The 13,238-nt window shown below is 66.8% G+C and carries 8 protein-coding genes and 1 other RNA gene; 8 read left to right on the forward strand and 1 reads right to left on the reverse strand.

Translation table 11 applies throughout. The features are described from left to right. Positions 1 to 219: 219 nt before the first annotated feature. The 6 genes from ppc (at position 220) to ACD584_RS04660 (ending at position 8,246) form a co-directional block, all read left to right on the forward strand. Positions 220 to 2,934 carry a phosphoenolpyruvate carboxylase gene (gene ppc / locus ACD584_RS04635; protein ID WP_076036379.1) on the forward strand — a complete coding sequence of 905 codons (2,715 nt, stop codon included), beginning with the start codon at positions 220 to 222 and terminating at the stop codon, positions 2,932 to 2,934. Positions 2,935 to 3,014: 80 nt separating this feature from the next. After that, positions 3,015 to 3,587 (forward strand): TetR/AcrR family transcriptional regulator, encoded by a 573-nt coding sequence (locus ACD584_RS04640; protein WP_014506704.1) that lies wholly within the window; start codon positions 3,015 to 3,017, stop codon positions 3,585 to 3,587. Beyond that, positions 3,584 to 4,621 carry a DUF4105 domain-containing protein gene (locus ACD584_RS04645; protein WP_076036377.1) on the forward strand — a complete coding sequence of 346 codons (1,038 nt, stop codon included), beginning with the start codon at positions 3,584 to 3,586 and terminating at the stop codon, positions 4,619 to 4,621. The genes ACD584_RS04640 and ACD584_RS04645 overlap by 4 nt, the downstream gene beginning before the upstream one ends. After that, complete coding sequence (locus tag ACD584_RS04650; RefSeq protein WP_076036376.1) at positions 4,618 to 6,681, forward strand: triacylglycerol lipase; 2,064 nt, start codon at positions 4,618 to 4,620, stop codon at positions 6,679 to 6,681. The genes ACD584_RS04645 and ACD584_RS04650 overlap by 4 nt, the downstream gene beginning before the upstream one ends. A gap of 134 nt (positions 6,682 to 6,815) precedes the next feature. Beyond that, positions 6,816 to 8,078, forward strand: coding sequence for an OmpA family protein (locus ACD584_RS04655; RefSeq protein ID WP_175611571.1), 1,263 nt, complete (start codon positions 6,816 to 6,818; stop codon positions 8,076 to 8,078). 93 nt (positions 8,079 to 8,171) lie between these two features. Beyond that, positions 8,172 to 8,246, forward strand: a non-coding RNA gene (locus ACD584_RS04660) — sX9 sRNA. A gap of 417 nt (positions 8,247 to 8,663) precedes the next feature. Here ACD584_RS04660 and ACD584_RS04665 read toward each other — a convergent pair. After that, positions 8,664 to 8,963 (reverse strand): hypothetical protein, encoded by a 300-nt coding sequence (locus ACD584_RS04665; RefSeq protein ID WP_139328373.1) that lies wholly within the window; start codon positions 8,961 to 8,963, stop codon positions 8,664 to 8,666. On the opposite strand from ACD584_RS04665, the gene ACD584_RS04670 reads away from it, so the two are divergent. Further along, positions 8,962 to 11,733, forward strand: coding sequence for a TonB-dependent receptor (locus tag ACD584_RS04670; protein WP_076036374.1), 2,772 nt, complete (start codon positions 8,962 to 8,964; stop codon positions 11,731 to 11,733). The two genes, ACD584_RS04665 and ACD584_RS04670, sit on opposite strands and share 2 nt — an antisense overlap. Then, positions 11,723 to 13,054, forward strand: a complete 1,332-nt coding sequence (locus ACD584_RS04675) for a histidine-type phosphatase (protein WP_070691921.1) — start codon at positions 11,723 to 11,725, stop codon at positions 13,052 to 13,054. The genes ACD584_RS04670 and ACD584_RS04675 overlap by 11 nt, the downstream gene beginning before the upstream one ends. Positions 13,055 to 13,238 lie beyond the last annotated feature (184 nt).

Raw genomic sequence — 13,238 nt, forward strand, 5'->3', positions numbered from 1 at the left:
ACACCGCACACGCAAGGCGGCTCCACGGAGGAGCGCGCTTGCGCGCGATGGGTATTGCCGATAACGCCCATCGCGCGCAAGCGCACTCCTACGACGAAGGCATCTCAAGTGCTCGTCAACGCGATGGTTCAAGGTGAAACCGTCGCGTCTGTCGCGATCATCTAATCCTTTTGGGTTAGTCTTCGACGACTTTGCGCTTGAAGAGGGTGTGCGTTTCCGATGAACGAGTACCGCAGCAGTCTTGTCTTCGCTAACCCCGACGTTCCCTTGCGCGACGATGTCCGTCGGCTTGGTGCCCTGGTCGGTGACCTGCTCGCCGAGCAGGTGTCTGCGGACTTCCTTGAAGAAATCGAACGCATCCGCACCACCGCGATCGCACGCCGCGAAAGCGATACGCCGCCCGCCGGCTTGCTGTCGCTGCTGGAAGGCCGCGAGCCGCGCGCCGCCGAGGCGTTGGTGCGTGCCTTCAGTACTTATTTCCAGGTGGTCAACATCGCCGAGCGCGTGCACCGCATCCGGCGCCGCCGCGACTACCAGCGCAGCGGTACCGACACCCCGCAGCCGGAAGGCCTGCACGATGCGCTGCGCCGGCTCAAGGCGCAGGGCGTGACGTTGGACGAGTTGAGCGAATGGCTGCCGCGCATCGACGTGGAGCCGGTGTTCACCGCGCATCCCACCGAGGCGGTGCGCCGCGCCTTGCTCGAAAAAGAACAGCTGATGGTCGCCAGCCTGGTCGACAACCTGGATGGCATGCGCACGCCCAATGAGCGCGCCACCGATGCGGCGCGGTTCCGCATGGCGTTGACCGCGTCCTGGCAGACCGCCGATTCCTCGCCGGTGCGCCCCACCGTGGAAGACGAGCGCGAGCACGTGGGCTTCTATCTCACCCAGGTGCTCTACCGCGTCATCCCGGTGATGTACGAAACCCTGGAACACGCCATCGAAGAAACCTACGGCAGCACGCTGGCGTTGCCGCGCCTGCTGCGCTTCGGCACCTGGGTCGGTGGCGACATGGACGGCAATCCCAACGTGGATGCGCACACCATTGCCGGCACCCTGGACGCGCAACGGCGCGCGGTGCTGGACCGTTATCTCAACGAGTTGTGGCAGCTGGCGAGCCTGCTCAGCCAATCCACCACGCTGGTGGCGGTGAGCCCGGCGCTGAGCGCGCAGCTGGAACGCTACCAGGCGCTGCTGCCCGACGCCGCCGCACGCTCGCGGCCGCGCCACGGCGACATGCCGTACCGCCTGCTCAACGACCTGATGCGCGCGCGCCTGCAGGCCACCCTGGACGATGCCGACGGCGCCTACGCCGCGCCTGCCGAGCTGGAACACGACCTGCAACTGATCCTGGACAGCCTGCAGGCCAACAAGGGCTTGCACGCGGGCTGGTTCGCAGTGCGCCGCCTGCTGTGGCGCGTGCGCAGCTTCGGTTTCCATCTGGCGCGGCTGGATGTGCGCCAGGAATCCAGCGTGCATGCGCGCGCGGTGGCCGATGCATTGGGGCAAGCCGATTGGGACAGCCAGGACGCCACCCACCGTGCCGGTCTGCTCGGCCCATATGCCTCGGGCGAGCAGGCGTTGCCGCAGGTGGACGACGAAGGCAACGCGCGGCTGGATGCGGTGTTCGCCGCGCTCGCCGATGCACGCACGCGGCATGGTGCCGATGCGCTGGGCAGCTACATCATTTCGATGGCGCACAACCGCGCAGACGTGCTCACCGTGCTCGCGCTGGCGCGGCGTGGTGGCCTGGTCGATGACGCCGGCGCGGTGCCGCTGGACATCGTGCCGCTGTTCGAAACCGTGGACGATCTGCGCGGCGGCACCGGCACCGTGCAGGACCTGCTGGCCGACCCGGTGTATCGCCAGCACCTGCGCGCGCGCGGCGACACCCAGATGGTGATGCTGGGGTATTCGGACAGTGGCAAGGACGGCGGCATTGCGGCCTCGCGCTGGGGTCTGCAACGCGCCCAGGTGGAGCTACTGGAGGCTGCCGCCGAACTGGGCGTGCGCCTGACCTTCTTCCACGGCCGCGGTGGTTCGATCGTGCGGGGCGGTGGCAAGACCACCCGCGCGCTGGATGCAGCGCCGCGCGGCAGCGTGGATGGACGCCTGCGCGTGACCGAGCAGGGCGAGGTGATCCATCGCAAGTACGGCATCCGCGCGCTGGCGTTACGCTCGCTGGAGCAGATGACCGGCGCGGTGCTGTTGTCCAGCCTGCGCCCGCGCGCGCCGGAGCCGCGCGAAGACGCCTGGCGGCCAGTGATGGATCTGGTGGCCGAGCGCAGCACGGTGGCGTATCGCGGTTTTGTCGGCGCGCCGGATTTCATGCAGTACTTTCGCCTGGCCACGCCGATCGATGTGATCGAACGCATGACGCTCGGCTCGCGCCCCTCGCGCCGGCTGGGCCAGGACGCGGCGTTGTCGAACCTGCGCGCAATTCCCTGGGTGTTTGCCTGGAGCCAGGCGCGTGCAGTGATCCCCGGCTGGTACGGCGTGGGCAGTGGCCTGCAGGCCGCGGTGGAGGCCGGGCACGAAGACAGCCTGCGCGAGATGGCGCAGGACTGGCCGTTCTTCCGCACCTTCCTGGACGACATCGCCATGGTGCTGTCCAAGGGCGATCTCAATATTGCCGAACTGTTCTCGCGCCTGGCCGGCCCGCTGCACGCGCGTTTCTTCCCGCGCATTCGCGACGAACTCGCGCTGACCAAACATTGGGTCAAGACCTTGCTCGGGCAGCGCTCGTTGCTGCAGCACGACCCACGCCTGGCGTTGTCGATCCGGCTGCGCAACCCGTACATCGACCCGATCAGCGTGTTGCAGGTGGATCTGCTGCAGCGCTGGCGTGCCACCGATGGCGAAGACGAAGAACTGCTGCGTGCGCTGGTGGCATGCGTCAACGGGGTGGCGCAAGGCGTGCAGAACACCGGCTGATCCGACCTTTGGTCGGAGAGTGCGTGCATTCGGCAAGCGAGCTCTGGTGTAACCGGACAAATATGTCCGATAATGCCGGCATGACAGCTCCCCGCCCCGATGCCGCGCTCCGCCGCCGGCAGATTCTCGACGCCGCCGACGAAGTCTTCAGCGAACACGGCGTCAACGCTCCGCTAGAACTGGTGGTGGAACGTGCCGGCCTTGGCCGCGCCACGCTATACCGCAATTTCCCCGACCGCCTGGCCCTGATGACCGCGCTGATGGAGCGCGGCCTGGATGGACTGGAGCGGCTGGCGGCCGACCTGGGCGATCGCCCGGACGGTCTGGCCGTGCTGCTGCACGATGTGGCCGAACACATCGCCCAGTCCGCACCGATGGTGGATTTCTGGCGCTCGATCGAGCGCGCGCATCCGTCCGTGAAAGCGGTCGACCAGCGCGTGGTCGGCATTTTTCTGCCGTTCGTGCAGCGCGCCAAGCAGGCCGGCCTGTGCCGCGCGGATCTGGATGAAGAGCAGTTGGTCCTGGTGATGGACATGCTGGGCAGTTGCCTGCGTGGCAGCGACGAAGCCGAGCGCAAGCGTCTGGCACACCGCTCCGCCGATCTGCTGATGCACGCGCTGGGCATGCCGGTGCCGGTGGGCGGCACGCAATGACACCGGCCACGCGCGCGCGCATCGGCCGCTGGGCATTGCGGCTTGCGGTGGTGGTGGCCGCCACCTGGGGCGGGCTGGCGATCTATTTCGCGCTCAGCGGCAATGGCGTGGTGCGCGCCGGGTGGGTGGCCTCGTGGTGCGCGATGGCGCTCGCTGCGCTGTGGGGCCTGCGGCGCCGGCGCGAGAACTGGGCGCTGGTGGGGATCTTCGCCGCCGCCTTCGTGGCGCTGGGCACGGCTTGGTGGCTGATGCAGCCCAGCCAGGACCGCGACTGGGCCGACGATGTCGCCCAGCGTCTGCGCCCGGAAGTGCACGGCAACCTGGTCACGCTGCACAACGTGCGCAACTTCGACTGGCATAGCGAAACCGACTACCAGCCGCGCTGGGAAACGCGTCAGTACGATCTGGATCACCTGGTCAGCGCAGATCTGGCGCTGTCGTACTGGATGGGCCCGGCGATTGCGCACACGCTGGTGTCGTTCGGTTTCGACGATGGCTCGCATGTGGTGTTCTCGCTGGAGATCCGCAAGGAACGTGGCGAATCGTTCTCCGCGCTGGGTGGCTTCTTTCGCAGCTTCGAAGAGACCCTGGTGGCCGCCGACGAACGCGACATCCTGCGCGTGCGCACCAACGTGCGTGGCGAGGACATGTACCTGTATCGCCTGAACATTCCCAAGGCCGGCCTGCGCCGCATGTTCATGGGCTATGTGGGGCTGGCCAACGACTTGAACCGTGCGCCGGCGTTCTACAACACGCTCACCAGCAACTGCACCACCATTGTGTTTGCGCTGGTGCGCCAGCTGCGGCCGACGTTGCCGCTGGATCACCGCCTGCTGTTGTCCGGCTATGCCGACGAATACGCCTTCGACCATCACGGGCTGATGCCGGGCTATGACTTCGCCACGCTGAAGCAACGTGGGCATTTCACTGCACGTGCGCACGCCGCAGACCGCGCCGAAGATTTCTCCGCGCGCATCCGTGCAGGCATGCCGCAGGCACCGGCACCTGCATCTGCAGCGAGCGCACACCGATGAGCCGCAGCACCTGGGCGCGGCGCGCCGTGGCAGGCGTGGCCGTGCTGGCCTGTGTGTGGCTCAGCGGCTGCGCCATGGTCACGGTGAAGGCGCGCAGCAGCGGCGATTACATCGCCCAGACCCGCGGCGACATCCTCAGTGCCGGCACGCTCAGCCAGGCCGGCGGCGAGACGCTGCAAGTAGCCGGGCTGGATCCCAAGACCTGCCGCAAGACGCCGCTGCCGTGCATCGAACAGCTGCGCACGGTGGCCGGCATCGGCGATGAGCGCCGGCTGGCCACCCAGGCCGAGCTGTGGACCACGCAGGCCATCGCGTTGAGCGGGCGCACCCCCGCGCAGATGAGCGATGCGGCACTGGACGCGTGGCTGGAAGCGGCGCGGCATGCGTACGCGTATCTGTTCTTCACCACGCGCGCGCCCAGCGAGCGGGCCTTCGAAAACCGCCAGACCCAGGTGCGCGATTACTACAACTACGCCGTACAGCAGGTGGTCGAACGCCTGTTCGTGCGCGCCCAGCAGGCCGGCGCCAGCGCACCTGCGGCCACCACGGTGGGCCGCTGGCGCGTGGATGTGGACCTGGCCGCCTACCGGTTGCCCGGCGATGGCAATACGCCGCGTGCGTTGTTCGCGGCATCGTCGCTGCGCTTCGGCGGGCTGCGTAGCACCTATCGCCGCGACGGCTTCGGTGCGGACCTGGTGGCCGAGGTAGACCCGGCGGTGGTCGGCGACCCGGCCGGCGTGGCCGTGCAGCAGGCGCTGCCCGCGCCAAAAGACCCGCAGCGGCCGTTGCCCACCTTCAGCGAGATGCCGTATGCACCGGCCACGGTCCTGCTGCGTTTTGCAGGCGACACGCTGGATGCGGTGCTGCACACCGACAGCGCCACGGTCGCGCCCTACGACCCGTATCGCCAGACCGCAGTGATGCTGCATGGCCAGCGCGTGCCATTGGCGGCCAACTTCACTGCCGCGTACGGCCTGTGGCTTGCGAAGTCGGGCTTTGCCGCGCAATCGCTGCGCTCGATGCTGGGCCGCGCGCGCGGCATCGATCGCCCGCATCTGTACCTGATGCAGCCCTACGACCCGAACCGGCGCGTGCTGCTGATGCTGCACGGCCTGGCCAGCAGCCCGGAGGCCTGGGTCAATGTCGCCAATGAAGTGATGGGCGATGAAACGCTGCGGCAGCACTATCAGATCTGGCAGGTGTATTACCCCACCAACGCACCGCTGGCGGTCAACCGCGCCGAGATCCAGGAACTGGTGCAACGCAGCCTGCGGCATTTCGACCCGCAGGGCGATGCGCCGGCCTCGCACGACATGGTGTTGATCGGCCACAGCATGGGCGGGGTGATCGGCCGCTTGCTGGTGTCTTCGTCCGGCGAGCAGATCTGGAACAGCCTGCTGGCCGACTACCGGCTGGAAGGCGAGCGCGGTGCGCGGATCCGGCAGAAGCTGTCGCCGCTGCTGCATTTTTCGCCGATGCCGCAGATTGATCGCGCGATCTTCATCGCCGCGCCGCACCGCGGCACGCCGTTGGCCGAAGGCGGGTTGGGGCGCTTCGTCGGCCGCCTGGTGCGCCTGCCGATCGCCTTGCTGGATCGGTTCGGCGATGTGCTGCAGGACCTGGCCAACAGCGAGCGCGATGCACCGGGTGAGCCGCAACGCAAGCGGCGCCTGTTGCCACCGACCAGCATCGATAACCTGCGCGATACCGACCCGTTCGTGCGCGCGGCCGCGGATCTGCCGATCGCGCCCTCGGTGCGCTACCACACCATCGTCGGCCGCGAAAAACCGCAGGTGCCGTTGGCCATGTCCGACGACGGTCTGGTGCCGTATCGCAGCGCGCATCTGGACGGCGCCGCCTCCGAACTGGTGGTGACGTCCTGGCATAGCGTGCAGGAAACGCCGCAGGCGATCCTGGAGATCCGCCGCATCCTGCACGCAGAGTTGCAGGGTGCGGCATCGTCGCCGGCGCCGGCTGCCGTGCAACCAGCGACGGATGCGCCGACCGATGCTTCGGCCCATTCGGCTGCCGACGCACCGACCGATCTGGCCACGCACTGACGGTCTGTCACGGCTGGGCAATTGCCTGGCCGGTCGTTGAGTGATGGTGTGCGGCAACACATCGCACGGCGTCGGCGCCTCAGCAACGCAGGCTTCGGTGCCTGCCTGCAGGGCCGCAGGCCCGGCTTAGCGCATTGTTTACCGCACCCGTGCTATCAGGCGGTTCCTCGAACAAGGAAGGTGCGATGCGCAAGACGCTGTTGGCAGTGCTGTGGGTGCCCATGTTGCTGCTGGGCTGCAGCCGCGGGGAGGGGCAGCAGGATCAGACAGCTGCCGTGCCGGAATCGGCACCAGTGGCGCAGCGAGCGTCTGCGGCCGCGCCAGCTCCGGCAGCTGAGCCAGCCAGCAGCCCGGCAGTTCCCGAGTTCCCGGCCATTCCGCAGATCGTGGTGCCCGACATCGCCGGCGTAACTCCGGCGCAGCGCGCATTGGAAGCGTCGCTGCAGGACATCCTTGACCCGATCGACGGCGTGCGCGTGGCACCGGCGCGCTGTGACACCGGCGGAACGCTGATCAACGATGCCGGCATCACCAGCGTGGATGCCGACGGCACTCTGCTGCGCAACAGTGCGGCCGGCCTGTTCGCGCTCAAGGCCGACGGCAGTGGCACCGCCAACGTCGATGGCGGCCTGGTCCAGGTCAACGCCGATGGCAGCGGCACCATCAACAGCGCCGATGACGGCCAGAGCGAGGGCGCATTGATCCAGGTCGAAGCGTCGGGCGCGGGCACCTACAACGGCCCGGCCGGGCTGATCAGCCTGGACGGCAAGGGCGCCGGCACCTGGAACGGCAAGCATGGCCTGGTGGATAACCACGGCGACGGTAGCGGCACCTGGAACGGGCCGCGTGGCCTGGTGACCATCAACGCCGACGGTTCGGGTCTGTGGAACGGCCCCGATGGCCTGGTGCAAAACCATGGCGATGGCACCGGCACCGTGGGCACGCCGCCACGGCAGGTACGGATGCCGCCGCTACCCAAGGTGCCGCCCGCGGGCCGGTTCCCGCTGCTGCAGAAGTTCGCGCCGCCCGGTGCGCCATGCGGGTATGTGATCACCCTGAGCGACCGCATCCTCTTCGACTTCGACAAGGCAGACATCCGCCCGGACGCGGCACGCGTGCTGGACACGCTGGCGGCTGCACTCGGCAAGGTCAGCGTCGCGCAGATGGAAGTCCGTGGGCATACCGATGCCAAGGGCGGCGATGACTACAACCAGGCGCTATCCGAGCGCCGCGCCAACGCGGTGCTCGCCGCGTTGCGCACGCGCGGCACCGCGCAGTCTGCCAGCGCCAAGGGTTATGGCGAATCGCAGCCGTTGGCGCCCAATACCGTCAAAGGGCAGGACAATCCGGGCGGGCGCCAGTTGAATCGGCGCGTGGAGTTGTTCCTGCGCACTTAGCGCAGCGATCAAAACGCCTGCGCAGCCGCCAGGCGGGCGCGGCCGGTGGTCGGAATCCTCAGGTACTGGGCGCGGCCGGTGGTCGGAATCCTCAGGTACTGGCGGACACTCCGGTTCTTCCGCGTCGTCCGCACCCACCTGACGGCTGCTCGCTACGTTTTGTTGGCCACTCTTAGTGGACTACGCCACGCCACGCATCGCTTGCGTGGCAGCGGTGGGCACGTTTTGCCTGACTCGGCTTCGATGCGCCTGGTGTAATGACTGCGTGCGGTCACAGCGGATTGCAGGTTCCCTCAAGGCTGACTTGCATCAGACCGGCTGTGATGCGGAAGCGCACACATGCGCTGTCATGGGAATTCACTACTGATCCTGCAGGCACTGCCGGCGTTGCGAATGCTCGCGGTGATGCTCTTCTGTCTTGCAAACAGCAAACAGCAAACAGCAAACAGCAAACAGCAGACAGCAAACAGCAAACAGCAGACAGCACGCGGCGGCGGTGCATCAGCGCATCCACTACCCAATGCAGCAGCGACGCACGGCGCTGCACCAAGCTTTCTCAAATAGAGACCTGGTATTCATCAAGATTCATGCACGCAAACCGGCGATGCGGTCTTTCTCATTGCAGGAGCGATGCGAGCGTGACCGCTTGCGCACTTCAACGGCGCACGCCACCTGCTGCGCCATCGACTGTGCGCAATTCCGCATCACCTGCGTCTGTTTGCACCGCATCGCGTACGCGTCACCGCACTGAAATATGCCCCGGCCACCATGCGCCGCGCCTGCTTGCAGGTGACGCGCCGAGGAGCCGGCCGCGTCGAATGCCCCCACTTCCCGGTGGTCGTCATGTAGAGGCATGGCGGGCCGCTGCACATTTGGATCTTTCATGATGCGTCGTTGTGTGTTGTTGCGTCCCTCGCGCCTGTCGCAGGCGCTGTGCCTTTCGTTGTGCATCGTGGGTGGCCATGCCGCCGCGCAAGACACCCAGGCCAACGCGCCCGCGCAGGGCCAGATGGCCACCTTGGACAAGGTCACCGTGGCGGCCACGCGTTACAACGCGACCGACATGCAGATGGCCGCTACCAACACCGTCAATGTGCTCTCTGCCGACGACCTCAAGACCACCGCGGTGCACAACGTGGCCGAAGCGCTGGGGCTGATGCCGGGCGTCAATGTCATCAACACCGGGCAGTCGTATTTCGGCGGCATCGACGGTGCCGCACGTGGCGAGGGCATGTTCTCCTCGGTACGCGGCCTCAATGCCGAATACAACGTCAACCTGATCAACGGCGTCAACGTCGCGCAAGGCATGCCGTACAGCCGCGGCGTGCAACTGAGCCTGCTGCCGCCCTCCGGCTTGCAGACCATCGTGTTGAACAAGACCTCCACCGCCGACATGGATGGCGATGCGATTGGCGGCACCATCGATTACCGCACCCCCAGCGCGTTCGATTCGCCAGACCGCCAGGGCGGCAGCATCACCCTGAGCGGGCGCATGGAAAGCCGCGCGCGTGATTACGGCGATTCCGGGCTGGGCAGTGGTGCCGCCGGCGATTGGCATGCGCGCTTCGGCGCCGATGGCCAATTCGGCGTGGCGGTCAGTGCGTACTACGACGAGCGCCATTTCGTGAACAGCGAAGTGGCCGGCGCCTCTGCCGCGCGCAGCGATGGCTCCTGGGAATTTGCCCGCACCGATGCCAGCGGCGCGCTGGCGGCAGGTACCGACCCGCAGGACGCACTGCAGAGCACCGGCGTGAACATCGGTTATTCGCAAGGCGATACCCGCCGCTACGGTGGCAACGCTGCATTCGACTGGCGCGTGGACCCCAGCCTGCATCTGTACGCCCGCATGACCTACGCGTTTGCCAAGACCGAACAGAACACCGGCTACACGCAATTTGTGCCGGCCAATGTCAGCTATACGCAGATCGGTACCAGCGGCGTCTACCAGCCGCAGATCAACCGCGTGGCCGTGCGCTACTGGTACGAAACCAACCCGGAAGAAGCAGACCTGGTCACCATCCAGTTCGGTGCCGAGAAACAGCTGGGGCACTGGACGTTCGCACCGAATGTGTTTTACGGCACCGGAAACAATGACCGCCCGGACCATGTGGAAATCTCCGCGCGCAACGATCAATACAGCTCCACCAACTTTGCCTACGGTGCCAACCGCTTCATCAGCTACGACGGCGACGGCTTCCCGATTCCGCTGCTGACGCCGGCGATGCAGGCGCAGGCCTCGGATGTCGGCAGCTTGTTTGCACGGCGGACGGGACAGATTTCCAAGCAGTACAGCGGCCAGGACAAGGGCGGCGGCAAGCTCGATGTGAGCTACGACTTCGACGACGGCGTGCTGAGCCGGATTGCATTCGGCGTGAAGTACGTGGACAGCTCGCGCAGCTTCACCGACCGCGACTGGACCAACGCCAAGTACACCGATGGCACCTTGCTGCGCGATACCGGCCTGGTGGCGCAGCGCTACGACGCGGTGTACCCGGGCCAGTACGCGCTGCCCACGCTGCGCCTGAGCAACGATGCCCTCAATGCCTTGATCGCGCGCACGCTCACGCCGGAGAGTTTCGACAGCTGCGGGCGGCTGGCGGTCAACAATCTCAACTGCAACACCATGCGCGCCACCGAAGCGGTGAGCGCGGCCTATGTGATGGCCACGCTGCGCACCGGCAACTGGGAAATCCTCCCCGGCCTGCGTTTTGAGCACACCAGCATCGACAACACGTTCTGGGCGCAGCCAGCCGCGGTGGGCGGCGTGGAGCAGGTGGGCGCCTTTGCCAACAACCAGACCCGCTACAACGTGGTGCTGCCCAGCGTGTTCGTGAATTACCGCCCCGACGGCGATGGCGCGGTCTATCGCGGCTCGGTGTGGACCAGCTACACGCGCCCGGCCTTCGTGCAACTCGGCGGCGGCCGCTCCACCGATATTTCTGCCGATGGCCAGACCACCATCACCGAAGGCAACCCGGATCTGAAGCCGATCAAGTCGCTCAACGTGGATCTGTCCGGCGAGTGGCAGAACGATGCGGGCGGCCACGCCATGCTGGCCGGCTACTACAAGCGCCTCACCGACTACATCTACGAGAGCGGTTCGGACGCCGCCAACGCTGGCGAGAGTGGAACCGCCAGCACGCGCTTCGTGCGCCCGCAAAACGGTGGCGACGGCCGCGTGCTCGGCATGGAGGCGGCGGTGCGGCAAACCTTCCAGGGCCTGCCGGCACCGCTGGACGGCTTCGGCATCGGTGCCAACGTGACGCGCCAGACCACGCGCGTGGATCTGGGCGAGGAAGGCTTCGCGCACGAGCGCATCCAGAACGCGCCGGACCTGCTCGCCAACGCCGAGGTGTTCTACGAAAAAGGCCCGTGGTCGGTGAATCTGAGTTACCACTATTCCGGCGAATACGTGTCGGTCTACGACTACCTCAACCAGGGCGCGCGTTGGGACAACCTGTGGATCAAGCCGATCACCCGCGTGGACCTGCACGTGGGCTACGCGCCCACCGACCATCTGCGCGTGGACCTGTCCGTGGCCAACCTCACCAAGCAGCACAGCTACTGGGCGCACGTGGGCCACGACAACACGGCCATCTCCGACATCGTCGATTCCGGCATGACCAGCCTGGTGACGGCCAAGTATGTGTTCTGATCCCGCTGCAGTGGTGGTTGCAGAATTGAAGTCACTGCGGACGTTCGCGCGCAGGCCAGCGCGGCTGCGGGCCGCTGCAGCTCCTTTGCGCTGGCAAACGCTCGGCGTGCTGCTGGTGGCCGCGCTGTCGCTGGGCTGTACACCACGACCGACCCCGGCGGCGTCAGCTGCCAGCGCGACCTTGGAACGGGTGGTGGTGGTGTTCCGGCACGGCGTGCGTGCGCCGCTGCAAGGCGAAGCGGCTGCGGCGCATTACGCCGACGAAGCTTGGCCGCAATGGTCCACGCCAGCGAGCCTGGTCACCCCGCATGGCCGCAAGGCGGTGCAGCTGAGTGGCGAGTATCTGCGGCAGTGGTTGGTGCAACAGGCGCTGCTGCCCCGCAATGGCTGCCCGGCGCCGGGCAGCCTGACGGTCTGGGCCAATACCGACCAACGCACCATCGACAGTGGCGCGTTGCTGGCCGACGCCCTGGCGCCTGGCTGCAACGTGCAGGCAGGGCATCGCGCGGTCGGGAGTAACGATCCGTTGTTCCGGCCGATCGAAGCCGGTGCCGTGCCTTTCGATGCGAACGCAGCGGTTGCAGCGATCCAGCGTGAAACCGGCGGCCCGGCCGCCTTGCTGCAGGGGCATGCCGCGGAATTGCAGGCCTTGCAGCAGATCCTGGGCTGCACCAAAACACCTTGTGACTTTGCGCGCATGCCATCCACTTTGAAACCTTCGGCGGACGGTCGCGGCCTGGCGCTGGGCGGGCCGATCGACCTGACCTCCGGCACCGGTGAAGTGCTGCTGCTGCAATACGCCGAAGGCATGCCGCTGTCGCAGGTTGGCTGGGGGCGTGCCACTCCCGAGCGCCTGGCGCAGGTGTCGCGCCTGCACGCGCTGCTGTTCGACATCTATGCGCGGCCGCATTACATGGCCTCGCGCTCGGGTGCGCCGCTGGCGCGCGAGGTGCTGCAGCGCTTCGGCGACGCGGGCGCGCCGAAGGTGTCTGTCTTCGTCGGCAGCGACACGCATATCGCGGCATTGAGCAGTCTGCTGGGCGTGCACTTCCATCTACCTGGTTATGGCGCAGACGACCCGCCGCCCGGTGGCGCGTTGGTGCTGGGCCTGTGGCGCACGCCTGACGGCCATCGCAGCGTGCGCGCGCAGTACCTGGCGCAATCGCTGGACCAATTGCGCACATTGGCACCGCTGGATCTGGACCACCCACCGTTGCAGCAGACGTTGGCGTTAGGCGTTTGCGCTGGTGAGCAGCGGATGGCGTGCCCGTTGCCGGCGTTTACGCAGGCGCTGGAACGGCAGCTGCAGCGCTCGCCGTGAGGTGATGGAGTTGCGTTGGCGGCTTGGTCGCATTTGTGGGTGATGCTGAGTGCCAGCATTCTTTAAAGGCATGGACGGATTCTGTTTTCCAGTCTCGGCTGCCAACGAGAGCTACTGATGCGCGCATGCATTTCGGCATCGAACTCTTGCAGGATAGGGGCTGCGTAGGCACCTACACCGACTA

The organism is Xanthomonas sp. NCPPB 2922 (genome assembly GCF_041520885.1).
Classification (GTDB): domain Bacteria; phylum Pseudomonadota; class Gammaproteobacteria; order Xanthomonadales; family Xanthomonadaceae; genus Xanthomonas; species Xanthomonas campestris.

What these genes read in the sequence shown, in the direction of transcription:
- ppc (WP_076036379.1), top strand. Translation starts at nt 220, where the DNA reads ATGAACGAGTACCGCAGCAGTCTTGTCTTCGCTAACCCCGACGTTCCC.
- ACD584_RS04640 (WP_014506704.1), top strand. Translation starts at nt 3,015, where the DNA reads ATGACAGCTCCCCGCCCCGATGCCGCGCTCCGCCGCCGGCAGATTCTC.
- ACD584_RS04645 (WP_076036377.1), top strand. Translation starts at nt 3,584, where the DNA reads ATGACACCGGCCACGCGCGCGCGCATCGGCCGCTGGGCATTGCGGCTT.
- ACD584_RS04650 (WP_076036376.1), top strand. Translation starts at nt 4,618, where the DNA reads ATGAGCCGCAGCACCTGGGCGCGGCGCGCCGTGGCAGGCGTGGCCGTG.
- ACD584_RS04670 (WP_076036374.1), top strand. Translation starts at nt 8,962, where the DNA reads ATGATGCGTCGTTGTGTGTTGTTGCGTCCCTCGCGCCTGTCGCAGGCG.
- ACD584_RS04665 (WP_139328373.1), bottom strand. Translation starts at nt 8,963, where the DNA reads ATGAAAGATCCAAATGTGCAGCGGCCCGCCATGCCTCTACATGACGAC.
- ACD584_RS04675 (WP_070691921.1), top strand. Translation starts at nt 11,723, where the DNA reads ATGTGTTCTGATCCCGCTGCAGTGGTGGTTGCAGAATTGAAGTCACTG.